The organism is Aquabacterium sp., assembly GCF_016195855.1.
Lineage (GTDB): Bacteria > Pseudomonadota > Gammaproteobacteria > Burkholderiales > Burkholderiaceae_C > Aquabacterium.
Genome location: NZ_JACPYU010000021.1, coordinates 62,921 through 81,780, shown reverse-complemented (window position 1 = coordinate 81,780; position 18,860 = coordinate 62,921). Strand labels below are relative to the sequence as shown.

The 18,860-nt window shown below is 65.4% G+C and carries 15 protein-coding genes; 7 read left to right on the top strand and 8 right to left on the bottom strand.

Annotated elements, in window-relative coordinates; translation table 11 throughout:
• Positions 1-705: 705 nt before the first annotated feature.
• The 4 genes from HY019_RS17840 to HY019_RS17825 form a co-directional block, all read right to left on the bottom strand.
• A complete protein-coding gene (locus HY019_RS17840; protein ID WP_290694764.1) occupies positions 706-1,611 on the bottom strand; it encodes an NAD(P)-dependent oxidoreductase in 906 nt (301 codons plus the stop codon).
• A 65-nt stretch (positions 1,612-1,676) separates the two neighbouring features.
• Positions 1,677-2,813 carry a PilT/PilU family type 4a pilus ATPase gene (locus HY019_RS17835; RefSeq protein ID WP_290694762.1) on the bottom strand — a complete coding sequence of 379 codons (1,137 nt, stop codon included), beginning with the start codon at positions 2,811-2,813 and terminating at the stop codon, positions 1,677-1,679.
• A gap of 48 nt (positions 2,814-2,861) precedes the next feature.
• Positions 2,862-3,515, bottom strand: coding sequence for a Crp/Fnr family transcriptional regulator (locus tag HY019_RS17830; RefSeq protein WP_290694760.1), 654 nt, complete (start codon positions 3,513-3,515; stop codon positions 2,862-2,864).
• A gap of 2 nt (positions 3,516-3,517) precedes the next feature.
• A complete protein-coding gene (locus HY019_RS17825; protein ID WP_290694758.1) occupies positions 3,518-4,561 on the bottom strand; it encodes a type IV pilus twitching motility protein PilT in 1,044 nt (347 codons plus the stop codon).
• Between the two features lie 36 nt (positions 4,562-4,597).
• On the opposite strand from HY019_RS17825, the gene HY019_RS17820 reads away from it, so the two are divergent.
• From HY019_RS17820 to proC, 4 genes are read left to right on the top strand one after another with little or no spacing between them, the layout of a single operon-like run.
• Positions 4,598-5,284: a YggS family pyridoxal phosphate-dependent enzyme gene (locus HY019_RS17820; protein ID WP_290694756.1), complete on the top strand. Its 687-nt coding sequence runs from the start codon at positions 4,598-4,600 to the stop codon at positions 5,282-5,284.
• Positions 5,285-5,323: 39 nt separating this feature from the next.
• The gene (locus HY019_RS17815) at positions 5,324-6,064 is read left to right on the top strand and encodes a response regulator transcription factor (RefSeq protein WP_290694754.1); all 741 of its coding nucleotides are present in this window, start codon (positions 5,324-5,326) and stop codon (positions 6,062-6,064) included.
• Positions 6,061-7,917, top strand: a complete 1,857-nt coding sequence (locus HY019_RS17810) for a hybrid sensor histidine kinase/response regulator (protein ID WP_290694752.1) — start codon at positions 6,061-6,063, stop codon at positions 7,915-7,917. The genes HY019_RS17815 and HY019_RS17810 overlap by 4 nt, the downstream gene beginning before the upstream one ends.
• A gap of 9 nt (positions 7,918-7,926) precedes the next feature.
• Entirely contained in the window at positions 7,927-8,757 is an 831-nt protein-coding gene (gene proC / locus HY019_RS17805; RefSeq protein ID WP_290694750.1) for a pyrroline-5-carboxylate reductase, read from the top strand.
• Positions 8,758-9,172: 415 nt separating this feature from the next.
• On the opposite strand, the gene ubiA is transcribed toward proC, so the two are convergent.
• Positions 9,173-10,078, bottom strand: a complete 906-nt coding sequence (ubiA, locus tag HY019_RS17800) for a 4-hydroxybenzoate octaprenyltransferase (protein WP_290694749.1) — start codon at positions 10,076-10,078, stop codon at positions 9,173-9,175.
• Positions 10,079-10,198: 120 nt separating this feature from the next.
• Here ubiA and HY019_RS17795 point away from each other — a divergent pair, with 120 nt between their 5' ends.
• From HY019_RS17795 to HY019_RS17785, 3 genes are all read left to right on the top strand, one after another.
• Entirely contained in the window at positions 10,199-11,446 is a 1,248-nt protein-coding gene (locus tag HY019_RS17795; protein WP_290694747.1) for a choice-of-anchor K domain-containing protein, read from the top strand.
• Between the two features lie 72 nt (positions 11,447-11,518).
• Complete coding sequence (locus HY019_RS17790) at positions 11,519-11,923, top strand: hypothetical protein (protein ID WP_290694745.1); 405 nt, start codon at positions 11,519-11,521, stop codon at positions 11,921-11,923.
• A gap of 19 nt (positions 11,924-11,942) precedes the next feature.
• A complete protein-coding gene (locus tag HY019_RS17785; RefSeq protein WP_290694743.1) occupies positions 11,943-12,704 on the top strand; it encodes a SapC family protein in 762 nt (253 codons plus the stop codon).
• Positions 12,705-12,796: 92 nt separating this feature from the next.
• Here the strand turns inward: HY019_RS17785 and HY019_RS17780 are convergent, their stop codons facing one another.
• Genes HY019_RS17780 through HY019_RS17770 form a run of 3 tightly spaced genes read right to left on the bottom strand, consistent with a single transcriptional unit; the run spans position 12,797 to position 18,810 of the window.
• Positions 12,797-14,368 carry an efflux transporter outer membrane subunit gene (locus HY019_RS17780; protein ID WP_290694741.1) on the bottom strand — a complete coding sequence of 524 codons (1,572 nt, stop codon included), beginning with the start codon at positions 14,366-14,368 and terminating at the stop codon, positions 12,797-12,799.
• On the bottom strand, positions 14,361-17,501 hold the full coding sequence (locus tag HY019_RS17775; RefSeq protein WP_290694739.1) for an efflux RND transporter permease subunit: 3,141 nt from the start codon (positions 17,499-17,501) through the stop codon (positions 14,361-14,363). The genes HY019_RS17780 and HY019_RS17775 overlap by 8 nt, the downstream gene beginning before the upstream one ends.
• A gap of 13 nt (positions 17,502-17,514) precedes the next feature.
• Positions 17,515-18,810, bottom strand: coding sequence for an efflux RND transporter periplasmic adaptor subunit (locus HY019_RS17770; protein WP_290694737.1), 1,296 nt, complete (start codon positions 18,808-18,810; stop codon positions 17,515-17,517).
• Positions 18,811-18,860 lie beyond the last annotated feature (50 nt).

Below are 18,860 nucleotides of genomic sequence, written 5' to 3'. Positions count from 1 at the left end.
AGTGGAAAAACCTTTGATGCAAGCCAGATGGGCGTACAAAACGCTTGCGTCAAAACATAGAACCTCGCTACGCGGCTGCGCCGCTGCGCTCAAACAAATCGGGCCAGTCAGTTGACGAAGCGCGCTGCGCGCGCCCACCTCGCCACTGCGCTTCTCAGCACCAACAAGGCGCCCGGCCAGATGCCGGCTCAGCCCTTTTCCACCTCGCTGGTGGCGTGCTCAGGCCCTTGTCCTGGCGGAGGGCTCGATTCAGGCTTCTGCGCCACAAGCCCGCGCCGTAGCCGTAGCCGTAGCCGTAGCCGTAGCCGTTGTTGTTGTGGCTGTTGCCATCTCTGCCACGACAACATCGCCTTACCTTGCCGTCACCGCAACAATGCCTGGCCCCTCGCATCACCAGCAACGGTGGCGACACGCAAGCGGGGCGAAAAAGGCTGAGGTGGTGTGCGGTGGGGCGCCTTGGTGACGCCGAGACGCGCAGTGGCGAGGTGGGCACGCGCAGCGTGCTTCGTCAACTGACTGGCCCGATTTGTTTGAGCGCGGCGGCGCAGCCGCGTTGCGAGTTAGAGGGCCCCACCTTGCCACGAGCATCGCAGGGCAGTCCTGCCTGCGGCAGGACCGTCAACATGAAGCCCCGCCGCATGCCACCTCAGCCGCGCCCCGCGCTGCAGCGACAAAGCGCGCATCAGCCAGGCAAGCAACAGCGCCTCAGCGCAAGCGCTTGATCAAGCTGGACGTATCCAGCCGGCCCCCCCCCATCGCCTGCACATCCGCATAGAACTGATCAATCAATGCCGTCACAGGCAGACGCGCCCCCTGGCGGCGCCCTTCTTCCAGCACCAGCCCCAGGTCCTTGCGCATCCAGTCCACCGCAAAACCAAAATCGAACTCGTCCTTGATCATGGTGGGGCCACGGTTGACCATCTGCCAGCTGCTGGCCGCGCCCTGCGAGATCACCTCGATCACCTGCTGCATGTCCAGCCCCGCCTTCTGACCAAAGGCCAGCGCCTCGGCCAGGCTCTGCAGCACACCGCCCACACAGATCTGGTTGACCATCTTGGCGAGCTGCCCCGAGCCGCTGTCGCCCAGCAAAGTCACGGCACGCGAATAAGCCGCGATGACCGGCTTGACGCGGTCAAACGCGTAAGCCGAACCACCACACATCACCGTGAGCACGCCGTTGATGGCGCCCAGGTTGCCGCCCGACACGGGCGCGTCCACAAAGGAACACCCACGCTCCAGCGCCAGGTGGGACAACTCGCGCGCCACCTCGGCCGAGGTCGTGGTGTGGTCCACCAGCACGCCGCCCTTGGGCAAGGTCTGCAAAGCGCCGTCCGGGCCGCTGACCACCTCACGCAGGTCGTCGTCATTGCCCACGCAGGTGATGACGATGTCGGCGCCCTGGGCTGCTTCAGCTGGCGTAGCGGCCTGCTTGCCGCCATGCTCGGCCACCCAGGCACGGGCCTTGGCCGCCGTGCGGTTGTAGACGGTCACCTCATGGCCGGCACGCAGCAGGTGAACGGCCATGGGCGCGCCCATGGTGCCCAGGCCAATGAAGGCCACCTTGCGGGCGGGGGAAGGGTCGTAGGTCTTGTCGGCAGCGGTCATCGGCATCAACTCCATGGCGGATGGCCGATTCTGTCAGAGCCTGCGATGGCCCGCCGCGTGACCGCTCAGGATCAGACAATCTTGAAGTGCTCGGTACCGGCGGACAGGTCAGTGTTGCGCGCGCGATGGCTGTGGAGCTTGATCTGCAGGCGCAGGTCGTTGACCGAGTCGGCATTGCGCAGCGCGTCTTCGTAGGTGACGTAGTTGCCTTCGTACAGGTCGAACAGGGCCTGGTCGAAGGTCTGCATGCCCAGCTCGCGAGACTTCTTCATGATCTCCTTGATCTCGCCCACCTCGCCCTTGAAGATGAGGTCGGAGATCAGCGGCGTGTTCAGCAGGATTTCAACGGCGGCAGCCCGACCCTTGCCCTCCTGACGCGGCAGCAGGCGCTGCGACACCAGGCCCTTGAGGTTGAGGGACAAGTCCATCAGCAGTTGCGCACGGCGCTCTTCGGGGAAGAAGTTGATGATGCGGTCCAGTGCCTGGTTGGCACTGTTGGCGTGCAGCGTGGCCATGCACAGGTGGCCGGTTTCGGCGAACTGCACAGCGTGTTCCATGGTCTCGCGGTCGCGGATTTCGCCCATCAGGATCACATCCGGCGCCTGACGCAGGGTGTTCTTGAGCGCCATCTCCCAGCCGTCGGTGTCAATGCCGATTTCGCGCTGGGTCACGATGCAGTTCTTGTGCGGGTGCACGAACTCGACCGGGTCTTCCAGCGTGATGATGTGGCCGAAGGAGTTCTCGTTGCGGTGGTCCACCATGGCGGCCAGCGTGGTCGATTTGCCCGAGCCCGTGGCGCCCACCAGGATGACCAGACCACGCTTGGTCATGACCAGTTCCTTGAGCACCTGGGGCAGACCCATGCCGTCCACCGTGGGCAGCTGCTGCGGGATCACGCGCAGCACCAGGCCGACGTGGCCTTGCTGGATGAAGGCGTTGACGCGGAAGCGGCCCACACCACCGGGCGAAATCGCGAAGTTGCACTCCTTGGTGCGCTCGAACTCGGCGGCCTGCTTGTCGTTCATGATGGAGCGCGCCAGGGCCATGGTGTGCCCCGGGTTCAGCGGCTGGGGCGAGACCTTGGTGACCTTGCCATCCACCTTGACCGCGGGCGGAAACTCGGCCGTCAGGAACAGGTCGGAGCCGCCGCGCGTCACGAGCAGCTTGAGCAAGTCATTGATGAATTTCGAGGCCTGATCGCGTTCCATGATGGGTCCTGCCTAAATCTCGGGTTCGGTGGGTTGAATGATGAGGCGTCAGCCCGCGGTGAGCAAGGCGCCCAGCCGTGCGCTGAGCTGGCGCATGCGCAGGGACAGGCGTCGCGCCGTCGAGGTCATCAGGGCCAGGCCCAGACGGGGTTCTTCAATGGCGAGTTCGTCCAGCGCGCTGTTGGACAGCACCGCCAGCGAACAGCGGCTCAAGGTGAGGCAGGACGCAAAGCGTGCACCGGCGTCCAGCAGAGACATCTCGCCCAGCACATCGCCCTCGCGGGCTTCGGCCAGGCGCGCACGCGCCCCGGTGGGCTGCACGCGGTCCACAGCGACCAGGCCTTCGAGCACGATGAGCGCGTAATCGCCCTTTTCTTCCTGCACGATGAGCTCGCGCCCGGGCGGCACGGTCACGAAATCCAGGTGGTCGATCAGCTTGCGGTGGTCCTCGGACTGCAGCGAGGCCATGAGGACGTCCTTGCCCCAGGCCTTGAGCAGCAGGCTCAGGCCCACTTCCGGGTCCAGCGCATGGGCGCCCACGGCCAGGCCACGCGCCGTCCAGGCCGAGCTGGCCTTGCCGATCTCGGGCCGCTCCATGAACTGGGTGGCGAAATAACCTTCGTCGTCTGCCTTGGCTTCGGCGGGTGCGTCACCCTGCCGGCCAGCTGTGTTGAGCGAGAAACGATCAAACAACCGCTTCATGCTCAACCTGGGAAGTTTTCGGGGATCTTGGCCTTGGCGCGAGCTTCTGCGGGCGAGATCACATTGCGGCGAACCAGATCGGTCAGGTTCTGGTCCAGCGTCTGCATGCCCAGGCTGTTGCCGGTCTGGATCGACGAGTACATCTGGGCGATCTTGTTCTCGCGGATCAGGTTGCGGATGGCCGGCGTGCCGATCATGATCTCGTGCGCGGCGACACGGCCCGAGCCGTCCTTGGTCTTGCACAGGGTCTGCGAGATCACGGCCTGCAGCGATTCGGACAACATGGCGCGAACCATGTCCTTTTCAGCGGCGGGGAAGACGTCCACCACCCGGTCAATGGTCTTGGCGGCACTCGAGGTGTGCAGGGTGCCGAAGACCAGGTGGCCGGTTTCTGCCGCTGTCAGCGCCAGGCGGATGGTTTCCAGGTCGCGCATTTCGCCCACGAGGATGGCGTCCGGGTCTTCACGCAGTGCCGAGCGCAGCGCGTTGGCAAAGCTCATGGTGTGCGGGCCGACTTCGCGCTGGTTGATCAGGCACTTCTTGGACTCGTGCACGAATTCGATCGGGTCTTCCACCGTCAGGATGTGGCCGTATTCGGACTCGTTGAGGTGGTTGACCATGGCCGCCAGGGTGGTGGACTTGCCCGAGCCCGTCGGGCCGGTCACCAGCACCAGGCCGCGCGGCTTCATGGCCAGCTCCTGGAAGACCTTGGGCGCGTTGAGCTGCTCCAGGGTCAGGATCTTGGAGGGAATCGTCCGGAAAACCGCGCCAGCGCCACGGTTCTGGTTGAAGGCGTTGACCCGGAAACGCGCCAGGCCCTGGATCTCGAAGGAGAAGTCGCACTCCAGCGTCTCTTCGTACATCTTGCGCTGGGCGTCGTTCATGATGTCGTACACCATGTCGTGGACCTGCTTGTGGTCCAGCGCATCGACGTTGATGCGCCGCACGTCGCCGTGCACCCGGATCATCGGGGGCAAGCCCGCAGACAAGTGCAAGTCAGATGCCTTGTTTTTGACCGAGAACGAAAGCAGTTGGGTGATATCCATGGATGATGACAACCTGACAAATCGTGACAGACCATTATGGCGACGATCGCAAGCAACCTACAACTCGTGACAGCGCGGATAAACCAGGCTTGTTCACGCGTTGGGCGCCGACCTGACAGTGTGACCCTGCTGGCCGTGAGCAAAACGTTTCCAGCTGAAACAGTGCGGGAAGCCTTTCACGCCGGGCAAAGAAAATTCGGCGAAAACTACGTGCAGGAGGCGGTCGACAAGATCGCCGAGCTGGCCGACCTGCGCGCCCAGATCGAGTGGCACATGATCGGGCCGCTGCAAAGCAACAAGACGCGTGTGGTGGCCGAGAGCTTCGACTGGGTGCACACCATCGACCGGCTCAAGATCGCACAGCGCCTGAGCGAGCAGCGCCCGGCGCATCTGTCGCCGCTGCAGGTGTGCATCCAGGTCAACACCAGCGGCGAGGCCAGCAAGAGCGGCGTGGCGCCCGAGGAAGCCCTGGCGCTGGCCCAGGCCGTGAGCGCCCTGCCCCGCCTGACGCTGCGCGGCGTCATGGCCCTGCCCGCACCGACCGACGACCCGGCGTTGCAAAAAGCGCAACTGCACGCGGTGCGTGTCGTGTTTGATGACCTCAAATTCAAGGGTTTGCCCCTGGACACCTTGTCAATGGGGATGAGCGCTGATCTGGAGGCCGCCGTGGAAGAGGGATCCTCCATGTTGAGGGTGGGTACGGCCCTATTTGGGAACCGTTAATGCCAAATTAAGATGAGCTCGTCTCATAAGGACCTTGGTATGGACGATCCGCGAGCCCCCCACTATTTGTTGGTTGATGACCACAGCCTGATCCGCGAAGGCATGATGCAGGCCATTCGCAGCCTGGACCCGTCTGCGCGTTTCTCGCATGCCAACACGCTGCAAGGCGCCTTGAGCAAGCTGGTTGATGCCGGCATCGACGACCCGATCGACGTGGTCCTGCTGGACCTGGGCCTGCCCGACAGCCGTGGCATGGCCACGCTGCAGGCCGTGCGGGCCGCCGCACCAACCCAGCGCATCGGCATCATCACCGGGCAAAGCGACGTGCAGATCGCCCTGGAATGCATCCACCACGGCGCCTCGTGCTTCATCCCCAAGCTGGCCGAGATCGACGGCTTCATGAACGCGCTGCGGGCGCTGGTTGAAGGCCGCCTGCACTTCCCCTCGGAGTTGCTGTCGCCCAGCGACGTGGAATGGCCTGCGCCGGCCGACGACACCCCGCCCCGCGTGATCCGCCTGACGCCGCGCCAGAAGGACGTGCTGCAGTGGATCCTCAAGGGCTGCACCAACCACGCGATCGCCACGGCCCTGGGCATCAGCGCCGAGACCGTCAAGCTGCACGTCAGCGCGATCTTCCGCGCCTACGGTGTGCACAGCCGCACACAGCTGGTGCTGCTGTGCTCGCGCAGCCCGTCCGCCCTGCCTTCGTCGGACGACGATGACGCGCCGCTCACCCAGCCTCAAGCTCTGAACGAACCGGCGCGGGAAAACGCTGCGTGAGCATCCTGCGGCGCTCGCTTCGGGGCCTGTCTCCGATCGAGGCCCGCATCGACCTGCAGATGCTGCAGGACAGCTGGCGCACGTCCCCTGGTGGCCTGATCGGCCAGTTCATCGGCCTGATCGTGCTGGGCTGGATGATCCACGACTGGCCTGTGCCGCGCTGGCACTGGATGTTGCCCGCCACCGGGCTGATCTCCGTCTGGGGCACCGCCGTGATGATGGCGCGGCACTTTCGCCGCTTCGGCATCCCGGCCTCCGGCTATGAGCGCTGGCGACTGAGCCTGCTGTGGTGGCACGGCGCGCAAAGCCTGTTGTGGGGCCTGATGGCCATTGCGCTGCTGGGCGTGGCCAACGCGGGCTGGAAGCTCACCTTCGTGGCGGCCATCATCGTGTATGGCTACACCATCATGCTGGTGGTCGTGCACGACTGGGCCGTGGCCTTTCTGGGCAGCGGGCCACTGTTGATCATGGCTGCGGGCCGCCTGCTGGTGGACCAGGAGCCCAGCTCCAACTACCTGGCCGTGGTGATGACCGTGTCGCTGATCACCTGCATGATCGTGTCGATGGGCATCAGCCGCCGCCTGCGCGAGGGCGCCTTGCTGCGTCATGAAAACGCCGACCTGGTGCTGCAGCTGCGCGACGAGATCAACAAGGTCACCCAGGCCAAGGCCCGCGCCGAGACCGCCGACCGCCAGAAAGGCGAGTTCTTTGCGTCAGCCAGCCACGACCTGCGCCAGCCCCTGCACGTGATGATGCTGCTGAGCAGCGCGCTCAAGCCCCATGTGGACCTGCAAGAAGGCGCCCCCCTGCTGGCCAAGATCCACACGGCCCTGGGCTCGCTGAGCACCATGTTCGAGAAGATGTTCGACGTGGCCCGCATCGACGCGCAACGCATCGACTACCGCGCCCAGGCCCTGCCGCTGGCCGCACTGTGGTCAAGGCTGGACAACGAGTTCTCGGTGCTGTGCGAAAACAAGGGCCTGCGCTGGCGCATGGACGCAACCGATGACTGGGTGCAGGCCGACCCGCATGTGCTGGAGCGCATCCTGCGCAACCTGCTCAACAACGCGGTGCGCTACACGGAGACCGGCGAGGTGCGCCTGAGGGCGCGTGCGCGCGGCCCGTCGATCATGTGCCAGGTATGGGACACGGGGGTGGGCGTGCAACGCCAGCACCGCCACCGCATCTTCGAGGACTACTTCCAGGCCTATAACCAGGGGCGGCGCAGCAGCGAAGGCTTAGGCCTGGGCCTGGCCGTGGTGCGGCGCCTGAGCATGCTGGGGCCCACGCCGGTTACCCTGCTGTCCAGACCGGGGCGGGGTTCGTGCTTTTCGGTGCGCCTGCCGCGCCTGATCCCTGCAGGCTCGGAGGGACTGGTGACGCGCCATGCCGAAGCGCCTGCACGGCCGGCCGCCGGCAAACCCGAGGCAGCGCCAGAAAAACGCGGCAAGACGGGCGGCGTGATCGTGCTGATCGATGATGAACCCGAAGTGCTGGACGGCACCTCGCTGGTGCTGCGGCAACAAGGCTGGCAAGTGGCCGCAGCCAGCACACCCGATGGCGCCCTGGACGCCGTCATCCACCTGCAGGAAAGCGGCGTGATGCCCGAGGGCGACATGCCGGTGGCCCTGATCAGCGATCACCGCCTGGGCCTGTCGGTCAATGGCCTGGATGTCATCAAGCAGCTGCGTTATGAGTTTGGCGACGAGCTGCCGGCGTTTTTGCTGACCGGCGAGGCCACGCCCGGGCTGGCGACCGATGCCCAGGCTGCGCGCGTGCACCTGCTGCACAAGCCCATCCAGGCCGACCGCCTGCTGCGCCTGCTGAAAGAGGCCACCGCAGATGCGGCATGATGGCGGGTTATGAGCACCCCCACGACCACCCCCATCGACATCGCTTTCATCGGCGGCGGCAACATGGCCACGGCCATCATCGGCGGCCTGCTGCGCCAGGGCCGCGCCCCGGCCTCCATCCTGGTCATTGACCCGATGGCCGAGCAACGCACGCGCCTGACCCAGACCTTGGGCGTACAGACGGCAGAAGGCCCTAGTCCCGCGCTGACCCAGGCGCGCACGGTGGTGTGGGCTGTCAAGCCGCAGCAGTTCAAGGACGCCGCCCATACCTATGCCAAGCTGACCGGCCACGCCCTGCACTACAGCGTGATGGCCGGCCTGCGCACCGAGGACATGGCCCGCATGCTGGGCACCGCCCGCATCGTGCGCGCCATGCCCAATACGCCGGCCTTGGTCGGCCAGGGCATGACAGGCCTGTTTGCCCGCGCCGAGGTCAACGCTGCGGAACGCGAGGCGGTTCAGCACATGGTGGAGCCCACGGGGCAGGCCATGTGGGTTCAGCAGGAAGCTGATCTGGATGCGGTCACGGCCTTGTCGGGCTCGGGGCCGGCCTATGTGTTCTATTTCGTGGAGGCCATGATGCAGGCCGCGCAGGACATGGGCCTGAGCGCCGAGCAGGGCCGCCAACTGGCGCTGGCCACCTTTGGTGGCGCCACCACACTGGCCGCGCAATCCACGGATGCGCCTTCGGTGTTGCGTGAGCGCGTGACGTCCAAGGGCGGCACGACGTATGCCGCGTTAACCAGCATGGAAGAGGCGGGCGTCAAGGCGGCTTTCATTGCGGCCATGCGTGCGGCGCAAAAGCGGGCGGGTGAACTGGGGGATGAGTTCGGGCGCTGAAATGCGCCGATCGCCTTTGATTCGCTTGTTGCGTGCAGCGAGTCAACCGTTTTGTCGGGGCAGCGCGGGGCGCGGGCGGAGCCGGTAGCCGGCTCCACCCTTTATCGCCCCGCTGGTGGCATGCCAAGAAAGAGGGTTGCGGCATGCGGAGAGCAGGGTGAAACAGGATGAGTCGGTGGGTGCTGGGCGATTTCGGTGGCGTCGAGGAGCACAGCGGCGAGCTTGGCGTGCGCAGCACTTCTCCATCATCTGACTCGCTGGGACTGTTTGACCAGAGCGAACGCAGTTCGCGGCGGGAGTTTCCCAGCGCAAGCTCGCCGCGCGCACCGCAGAGCAGTCCTGCGCAGCGGGACCGCCAACGTATGAGCCCGGCGCCCACCGACTCATCCGCACCCTGCGGCGCCCCTAAAAAGCTTCAGCCTCCAACCGCCGACACAGCCGTGAACGGATGCGGCCAAGCCGTATCCGCCACCACGCCCAGCCACACCGTCAGCCCCAACCAATGGTTGAGCCGGAAAGCCTTGAAGCAGTCCTCACGCACTCGGCTTTTGATCAACCAGCCATGCCACAGCGCCTGCCCTGCAGCCACCGCCAATGACAGCTCATAGAAAACGCCACGCCCACTGAGTTGCCCCACGTGGTACCAGCACACCAGGCACAAGGCATAAAAGCCCATCACCCCGATCACATCGAAGCGCCCCAGCGTGATGGCCGAAGTGCGGATGCCGATCTTGAGGTCATCGTTGCGGTCGACCATGGCGTATTCGGTGTCGTAAGCCAGCACCCAGGCCAGGTTACCCACCACCAGCCACCACACCACCGCGGGCACCTGCTGCTGGATGGCCGCGTACGCCATCGGGATGCCGAAGCTGAAAGCCACACCCAGTACCGCTTGCGGCATCGAGAAAAAGCGCTTGGTGTAGGGATAGATGATGGTGACGGCCAGCGCACCAAAGGACAGGGCAATCGTCAGGGTATTGGTGGTGAGCACCAGCGCGAAGGCCAGCAGCGACAACACCGCGCCCACGCCCAGCGCCTCCTTCACCGAGATGCGCCCGCTGGTAACGGGGCGTTGTGCCGTGCGCTGCACGTGCAGGTCAAAGTCCTTGTCGGCCACGTCGTTGACGGCACAGCCCGCGCTGCGCATCAGGATCGTGCCCAGCGTGAAAACCAGCAGCAGATGCCAGCCCGGAAAGCCACCTGCCGCCAGCCACAAGGCCACATAGGTGGGCCACAGCAGCAGCAGCCAGCCCTGCGGGCGATTCCAGCGGATGAGATCGAGGTACAGCGACCAGCGGTCGCGCAAGGTCAGGGTGTTCACGCGCGCATTATCCTAGGGATAGGTTGACCCTTGGCCTGCATGCTAGATTGATTTTGCACGGTATGAAACTCGACATGAGTCGCCTCCCCGTGCCCCAATCAACACACGTCAGGAGAGATCATGCAATCCACATGCAGACTGGTTGTTCTGGCCGCACTGGCCCTTGCCTCTAACGCCACCTGGGCTGCGGACTATGCCTTGTCGCCCACCGGTGACGCCGTGGTCCGGCTGACACCGCAGGCCAGCATCGGCGCGGGCACGCTCAATACCGCACTGCTGCCATCAGGCTGGACCAGCGCGACGGGATCGGGCGGGACGATGTCCGTCACCTCCTACAACGCGGGCTTCAGCGGGGCGACGGGTGGTGGCCAGATCAATGCCTTGTTCAATCTGGGCGCAGCGGCTCCCGCCGGCAGCTACATCGAATGGGTGCAGGTGCTCAACACCAATGTGCCCCTGGGCGGCAACACCTCGCCCTATCTCGATAACGCGGCCAACACCGCCAAGCCCTTCTACTCGCTGACGGCCGCCAACACGACGCCCGGCTTGCCCGCCGGCCAGCTCAATTTCTACGACTTCTCCAAGCGCGACCCTGCCTTGCTGACATCGACCAACCCCATCACCTGGAGTGCCAACCTGTACCCCGTTGTGGCTGACGCCGCCAACAAGCTGACCGTCTACAACGGCACATCATGGGGCTGGACGATGAAGAAGGCCATGGTGGGCAACACGACCGGCACCTTCACCAACCCGGCGCCGGGCACGGCGGTGGTCAGTGGCGTCGGCACCTCGTCGTTCTCGTGGGGATCTGGCAACCCGAGTTCATTGAGCTTTGCAGCCTCAACCTTTGACACCTCACCCAACACGGTGTTCAAGCTCGGCACGCTCACCTTCCACAACGGCACCATCACCAGCAACAGCGGTGCAGACGCCGTCACCTTCAACGCCAAGCTGCACTTCGACAACGTGCCCGAGAAGGACTTCGCGCTCTCGTCGGTGTTCTCGCTGCTCAACACCCCCAACACCAACGACCCCGTCGCCAGCGCCGATCAGGTCTCGATCGGCAGTTGGGGCTACACCTTCAATGTGCTGGAAGGCGCCACGGCGTCGGTCGACGTGATGGCCAAGCTGTCGACTGGCCTGACGCCATCGTCGGCCGGCACGCAAAGCGGTGCCGCGCTCATCGGGGCAGACCCGTTTGAACCCAGCCCCGACTACAAGCTGACGATCGTGGGACTGGCCAACCCGACCTCGGGTGGCTTCGTGACCTCGGTGCCGGAAGCTGAGGCCTGGGCCTTGTTCTCTGCCGGCCTGCTCGTGTTGGCCGTGCGCCTGCGCCCGCGTCAAACGCGACGTGCGCGCCGCTGAGGCACGGCCGCGATGCGCATGAGACTGTACTGGCATGGCGCATTTGCGGTTTGTGCATTCGCGGCCTGCAGCATGAGACCTGTCGACGCCTCCCCCCCGGTGGGCATGATGGTGCTGCAGCACGTCGGGGCGGAAGACGCCGCCCTGCCCCGCATTGAGTTCACGACGGCGCCGCCGGGCCCTGCGCTTGCGCGCGTGGTGGTGGTCCAGGTCACGCCCCAGACCTACCAATCCCTGTGTCAGGCGGTGACAGCCAGCCACACCGTCACGACGCCGACATGGCGAACAGGTACATTCGAGCTGCAGGCCAGCGGGTGCCAGGCCGGCGTGCAGGCAGCTGTGGTCCGCCACATCGAGCCGGAGACATTCCTCCAGTTGCTCGATCTGGTGCAAGGCGCGGGGACGCCATCGCAGCCCGTGCCCGAGGTGATGGCCCGTATTGGCCGCATCGTCCGCAACGCCAACCGCATGAATTAAGAAGGACCATCCGGCTCTCATGAAAACCTTGCTGATGTACGAACGCCTGGTCGCACTCGACCGTGAACAACACCGCGCGCTGCGCGTCCACCAGGGTGCGGGCCGCCTGGGCTTCGCGCGCGAGACCAACTCGATGCTGCTGGCCGCCTCCGAGCTGCCGCTGGCCGCGCTGGACTACCCCTGCGTGTTCGTGCAGTCCGAAGCCGGCCACACGCTGGTGGCCATCGTGGGCCTGCGCGACAAGGAAAACCTGTTGATCGAGCCCGACGGCAGTTGGGTCGAGCAGCACTATGTGCCCGCCTTTGTGCGCCGTTACCCCTTTGTGCTGGCCGAGCAGCCCGGCAACGCGCAGATGACCATCTGTGTGGACGAAGCTTTCGATGGCCTGGACCAGGCCCAAGGCGAGGCCCTGTTCGATGCACAAGGCCAGGACACACCTTATCTGCAGCAACTGCAGCAGTTCCTGTTGTCCTACCATCAGGACATGCTGGCCACCGCCCGTTTCGCCCAGCATCTGGCCGACCTGGGTCTGCTGGTCGAACGCAGCATCGACTGCAAGATCAATGGCGAGAGCCTCACGCTCAATGGCTTCAAGGTGGTGGACGAAGTCAAACTACGTGCGCTGCCGGCCGACGCCGTTCAAGCCCTGTTTGCCTCAGGTGCCCTGGGTTGGGTGCATGCCCACCTGCTGTCGCTCAACAACGTGAACAAGCTGGGCGCGCGCCTGGGCCACAAGTTGCTTGCGGCGCAAGCGGCGGCAAGCAACGCGACGACCCACTGAGCGCGGGCACGCCCAGGACGCCTGCGGGGGCACCGGGACCGCACCGAGTGGAACGGGCCTGGTCCCACAGCCCCCAGATCCCCGGTCCCGGCTTATGGCGCCTTGGGCACCTGGCTGGCATCGGCCGCGGTGGCCGCGTTAGCCGTGACAGTCGATGCGCCAGCCTGCCACCCACCACCCAGCGCCTTGTAGACGCTGATGTGCGCCTGCTGGCGCGCCAGTTGGGCAGAGATCAAGGCCTGCTGCGCCGAGAACAAGGCGCGCTGCGCATCCAGCAGATCCAGCTGGCTGGCCACGCCGGTGTCGTAGCGCAAGGTCGACAAACGCAGCCGCGCGGCTTCAGCCTGCGCCTGGGCCAGTTGGGCCTGGGCCTGATCGGCATAAGTGCGGCGGGCCACCAGGGCATCGGCCACTTCCTTGAACGCCGTCTGGATGGCCTTGTCGTACTGCGCGACAGCGATGTCGCGCTTGACCTTGGCCGCGTCCACACCCGCCGCCCCACGGCCCGCATCGAAAATCGGCAGCGTGATCGAGGGCGAGAAGCTCCAGGCATTGCGGCCATCGTCGAACAGGCCGGACAGGGAATCACTGACCACACCGGCGCTGGCCGTCAGGCTGATGCGCGGGAAGCGCGCCGCACGGGCCGCACCAATGTTGGCGTTGGCCCCGATCAGCTGTTGCTCGGCCTGGGCGATGTCCGGGCGCTGCAGCAGCACGTCCGATGACAGGCCCACAGGCAGCTCGCTCAGATCAGGCCAGAGCGTGGCCTGCACGATCTGCGCAGCGGCCTGGCTGTCCTTGCTGGTGGCCGCAGCCTGCATGCTGTTGCCCTCAGGCACGGGTGGCAAGAGGTCGGCCGGCGCTGCGCTGCCCAGCAACAGGGTCAGGGCATTGAGGTCCTGTGCCCATTGGCGTTGCGCCTGGGCACGGGTCACGCGGGCGGCCTCGACCAGGGACTGCGCCGAGCGCAGGTCCAGCTCATTGAGCACGCCGCTGTCGAACTTCAGCTGCTGCAGCTTGAACGAGTCCTGGCGGGTGGTGAGCGTCTGCTCGGTCAGGGCCAGTTGCCAGCGGTCCGCCCACAAGGCGTAGTAGGCATTGGCCACCGCAGCCACCAGGCTGATGTGCACCGTCTTGCGGGCTTCTTGCGAGGCCACCACCTGCGCCGAGGCCGCTTCACTCAAGGCCTTGACGCGGCCGAACAGGTCCAGCTCGAAAGCCGAGACCGTGACGCCACCCGTCACCGATGTCGTCAAGGGATAAGGCGACACGGTCGAAGGCTGGCGCGTGCCGCTGATGCTGCCGTTCAGCGTCGGGAAGCGGTCGGCGTTCTGGATCTGATAGGCCGCGCGCAGCTGGTCGATGTTGAGCACCGCCACGCGCAGGTCGCGGTTGTTGTCCAGCGCCAGGCGGATCAGGCCTTGCAGACGCGCATCCGGAAAGTAGCTGGCCCAAGGCAGATCGACCACGGCGCGCGCGTCGGTGCCTGCACTGGCTGCCCCACTTGCAACCTCTTGTGGCAACTGCGCCGGCACTGCCAGGGCAGGCCGTTCATACACCGGCACCATAGAGCAGCCCGACATCAGCAGCACGGCGCTGGCAACAAGGGCGCTCAGCAAGGCCGGGCGCATGGCCGGCTTGAAGGACGTGAACTGCTTATTCATGTTGAGACTCCACTGCAGCGGCTGCGGTTTCCGCACGAGCCGGTTTGGCCGGGAAGAAGCGACGCACCACCACGAAGAACACGGGCACGAAGAACACGGCCAGCACGGTGGCGGCAATCATGCCGCTCATCACGCCGGTACCGATGGCACGCTGGCTGGCCGCGCCCGCACCGCTTGAGATCACCAGGGGCAACACGCCCAGGATGAAGGCCACCGAGGTCATGATGATCGGGCGGAAGCGCAGGTGGCAAGCCTGCATTGTGGCGTCCAGCACGCTCATGCCCTTGCTCTGCAGCTCACGGGCGAACTCGATGATCAGGATGGCGTTCTTGGCCGACAAACCGATGATGGTGATCAGGCCCACCTTGAAGAACACGTCGTTGGGCAGGTCGCGCAGGTTGGCACCCAGCAGCGAACCCAGCACGCCCAGCGGCACCACCAGCATCACCGCGAACGGGATGGACCAGCTTTCATACAGTGCGGCCAGGCACAGGAACACGGCCAGCAGCGAGAAAGTCAGCAAGGTGGTGGCTTGCGAGCCCGACAGCTGCTCCTCACGCGACAACCCGGTCCACTCGATGCCAATGCCCGGGGGCAGCTTGGCCGCCATCGCCTCCATTTCGGCGATGGCCTGCCCGGTGGACGAGCCCGGTGCCGCGTCACCCGCCAGACGGATGGCAGGGTAGCCGTTGTAACGCACCGCCTGCATCTGCCCGGTGACCCAGCGTGCCCGCACGAAGGACGACAACGGCACGCTCTGGCCCTGGCTGTTGCTCACGTTGAGCTGCAGGATCTGCTCGGGCTGCATGCGCGCCTGGGCATCGGCCTGCACCACCACACGTTGCAGACGCGCCTGGTTGGGGAAGTCGTTGATGTAGGACGAGCCCAAGGCGGTGGACAGCGTCGAGCTGATGGCATCGAAGCTCACGCCCAAGGCATAGGCCTTCTCGCGGTCGATGTCCAGTTGCACCTGCGGTGCGTCTTCCAGGCCATCAGGGCGCAAACCCGTCACCACCTTGCTCTCGCGCGCCATGCCCAGCAACTGGTTGCGCGCAGCCAGCAAGGCATCGTGCCCCAGGCCGCCACGGTCCTGCAGGCGCAGGGCAAAACCGGTGGCGTTACCCAACTCGCGGATGGGTGGTGGGTTCAGCGGGTAGATAAAGGCATCGCGGATGCCCATCAGGGCACCAAAGGCGCGCTTGGCCAGGGCTTGCGAGGAGTGCGCTTCGCCCTTGCGCTGGTCGAAGTCCTTCAGGGTGACAAAGCCCAGGGCCGCATTCTGGCCGGTACCAGAGAAGCTGAAGCCGACCACGCCCACCACGGAAGCCACCTCGGGTTGCTTCATGAAGTAGTCCTCCACCTGCGCGATCACGGCCTCGGTGCGAGGGGTCGTGGCGCCTGGCGGCAGTTGCACGTTAACGATCAGGTTGCCCTGGTCTTCATTGGGCAGGAAGGCAGACGGCATGCGCACATACAACCAGCCCACCACGCCCACGATCAGCACGTACACGATCAGCACACGGCCACCGCGGCGCACCAGCTTGGCCGCCAAGCTCTCGTAGCCATGCGTGGTCGAGGTGAAGAAGCGGTTGAACCAGCCGAAGAAGCCACCCTTTTCATGGTGGTCATCGGGCACGGGCTTGAGCAGCGTGGCGCACAAGGCCGGCGTCAAGGACAAGGCCAGGAAGGCCGAGAACAGCATCGAGGCCACCATCGATAGCGAGAACTGGCGATAGATGTTGCCCACCGAGCCCGCAAAGAAGGCCATCGGGATGAACACCGACACCAGCACCACGGTGATGCCGATGATGGCGCCGCTGATCTGGCCCATGGCCTTCTTGGTGGCTTCGTAAGGCGACAGGCCCTCTTGGGCCATCAGGCGCTCGACGTTCTCCACCACCACGATGGCATCGTCCACCAGGATACCGATGGCCAGCACCATGCCGAACATGGTCAGCACGTTGATCGAGAAGCCCGCCACCGACATCACACCGAAGGTACCCAGCAGGGCCACCGGCACCACCAGGGTCGGGATCAGCGTGTAGCGGAAGTTCTGCAGGAACAGGTACATCACCAGGAAGACCAGCACCACGGCTTCGACCAGCGTCTCCACCACCTGGCTGATCGACACCTGGATGAAGCCCGAGGTGTCATACGGGAAGGAGTAACTCACGCCCTGCGGGAAGTACTTCTGCAGCTCGACCATGCGCGCCTTGACCAGCTTGGCGGACTCCAGCGCGTTGCCTGTGGGCGAGAGCTGCACGGCCATGCCGACAGCCGGCTTGCCATTGAGGCGGGCGTAGGTGCCATAGGTCTGGCCGCCCAGCTCCAGGCGGGCCACATCCTTGAGGCGCACGGTCGAGCCGTCCGACTTGGCGCGCAGCACGATGTTGGCGAACTGGTCGACGTTTTCAAGCTGGCCATTGACCACCACGGTGGCGGTCATGGTCTGGTCGATCAGGTTGGGGCGATCACCCAGGGCGCCGGCAGGCACCAGGCTGTTCTGTGCCTTGATGGCGGCGTTCACTTCCGCCACGCTCAGGCCATAGGACACCAGCTTGGCCGGGTCCACCCAGACACGCATGGCGCGCTCGGTGCCGTAGAGCTGCACCTGGCCGATGCCCTTGACACGTTGCAGCTCGGGCAGGATGTTGCGCGAGGCGTAGTCACCCAGGGCCACGGGGTCATACGCCGTGTTGGTGGACGACAGCATCACGAACAAGAGCACGTTGCTGCGCGACTTGTCGACCTTCACGCCCTGCTGCGTCACGGCAGCGGGCAGGCGCGGCGAGGCGCGTGACAGGCGGTTCTGCACATCCACCTGGGCCAGGTCGATGTTGGTGCCCGTCTCGAAGGTGACGGTGATCGAGCCCGTGCCGTTGGCCTGGCTGACCGATTCCATATAGGCCAGGCCGGGCGAGCCGTTGAGCTCCTGCTCGATCACGCTGATGACGCTTTCGTCCAGCGTCTTGGCTGAAGCACCGGGGTAAGTGGCACTGATGACCACGGAAGGCGGCGCCACCGTGGGGTACTGCGCGATCGGCAGCTGGGTGATGGCCACCCCGCCGAACACCAGGATGAACAGCGCGATCACCCAGGCAAAGATGGGCCTGTCAATGAAAAAACGGGGCATGGCGGCGCTCCTCTCAGCGTGAAGCAGCAGCCGATGCAGCCGACGACGCAGCGGCGGCAGGCGCAGCCTGCTGAGGCGACCACGGCACAGCCTTCACGGGCGCCTTGGGGTTCATCATCTTCTGGAAGCCATCGACCATGACCTGCTCGCCAGCCTTGAGGCCGCCCAGCACGATCCACTCGTTGCCGCGCGCACCGCCCAGCTTGACGGGCCGTGGGCTGACCTTGCCTTCGGCGTCCACCACCATCACGGTGTCACCCTGGCTGCCACGGGTCACGGCCTGCTGGGGCAGCAGCATGCCGCCATCCACCTGGGCCTGCTCAAGGCGCACACGCACATACATGCCGGGCAGCAGCAAGCCTTGCGGGTTGGGCAACTCGGCGCGCAGCGAGACCTGGCCGGAGGTCGGGTCCACACTCAAATCAGAGAACAACAGCTTGCCCTGCAAGGGGTACTCGGTGCCATCGTCCAGCACCACGCGCACCGCGGCGGCCTGGTTGCCGAGCTTCTTGATGGTGCCCGCTTCCATGGCCTTCTTGAGCTTGATGACGTCGTTGGCCGACTGGGTGAAGTTCACGTACAAAGGGTTGACCTGCTGGATCAAGGCCAGTTGGGTGGCCTCACCCTGGCCCACCAGCGCGCCTTCGGTCACCAGTGCACGGCCGATGCGGCCCGAGATGGGGGCCGTCACCGAGGCGTAACCCAGGTTGATGCCGGCGGTCTGCACGGCGGCCTTGGCAGACGCCACATCGGCCTGGGCCTGGCGTTGTGCCACCTGGGCGTTGAGGTACTCCTGCGGGCTGATGGCCTTGGCGGCCTGCAGCGGCTGATAGCGGTCAGCCAGGGCGGTGGCTTGGGCCAGATTGGCTTCGGCCTTGGCCAGGGTGGCACGGGCGCTGTCCAGCGCGGCCTTGTAGGTGCTGGCATCGATCTGGAACAGGGCTTGCCCGGCCTTCACGTCTGCACCTTCGGTGAACTGGCGCTGCTGCAGGATGCCGGCCACGCGGGCACGGACCTGGGCGGTGCGCAGCGCTTCCAGGCGGCCCGGCAACTCGGCCATCACGGGCACGCTCTGCGTCTGCACCGTCACCACGCCCACCTGGGCGGGCGGCATGCCGCCACCGGCCTTGGCTGCGCCAGCGCCGGCCTGCTGGTCCTTCTGGCCGCAACCGGTCAGGAAAGACGCGGCCACCGCACACAAGGCCAGCACGCCAACGGCATTGGCCGTCCAGCGCCACAACTGGTCCTTGTTCAACAAGGGTGCCTTCGCTGCAGCCACCACGTTATTTTCTTCTTGTGAAACCGCCATCTCACGACTCGCCATGGGACACCTCTTGAAATACTTGCCTGGTCAACAAT

Bases quoted from the DNA above. Each gene is read 5' to 3' on its own strand.
- HY019_RS17840 (WP_290694764.1), bottom strand. From the start codon at position 1,611: ATGCCGATGACCGCTGCCGACAAGACCTACGACCCTTCCCCCGCCCGC.
- HY019_RS17835 (WP_290694762.1), bottom strand. From the start codon at position 2,813: ATGGAACGCGATCAGGCCTCGAAATTCATCAATGACTTGCTCAAGCTG.
- HY019_RS17830 (WP_290694760.1), bottom strand. From the start codon at position 3,515: ATGAAGCGGTTGTTTGATCGTTTCTCGCTCAACACAGCTGGCCGGCAG.
- HY019_RS17825 (WP_290694758.1), bottom strand. From the start codon at position 4,561: ATGGATATCACCCAACTGCTTTCGTTCTCGGTCAAAAACAAGGCATCT.
- HY019_RS17820 (WP_290694756.1), top strand. From the start codon at position 4,598: ATGGCGACGATCGCAAGCAACCTACAACTCGTGACAGCGCGGATAAAC.
- HY019_RS17815 (WP_290694754.1), top strand. From the start codon at position 5,324: ATGGACGATCCGCGAGCCCCCCACTATTTGTTGGTTGATGACCACAGC.
- proC (WP_290694750.1), top strand. From the start codon at position 7,927: ATGAGCACCCCCACGACCACCCCCATCGACATCGCTTTCATCGGCGGC.
- HY019_RS17795 (WP_290694747.1), top strand. From the start codon at position 10,199: ATGCAATCCACATGCAGACTGGTTGTTCTGGCCGCACTGGCCCTTGCC.
- HY019_RS17790 (WP_290694745.1), top strand. From the start codon at position 11,519: ATGAGACCTGTCGACGCCTCCCCCCCGGTGGGCATGATGGTGCTGCAG.
- HY019_RS17785 (WP_290694743.1), top strand. From the start codon at position 11,943: ATGAAAACCTTGCTGATGTACGAACGCCTGGTCGCACTCGACCGTGAA.
- HY019_RS17780 (WP_290694741.1), bottom strand. From the start codon at position 14,368: ATGAATAAGCAGTTCACGTCCTTCAAGCCGGCCATGCGCCCGGCCTTG.
- HY019_RS17775 (WP_290694739.1), bottom strand. From the start codon at position 17,501: ATGCCCCGTTTTTTCATTGACAGGCCCATCTTTGCCTGGGTGATCGCG.
- HY019_RS17770 (WP_290694737.1), bottom strand. From the start codon at position 18,810: ATGGCGGTTTCACAAGAAGAAAATAACGTGGTGGCTGCAGCGAAGGCA.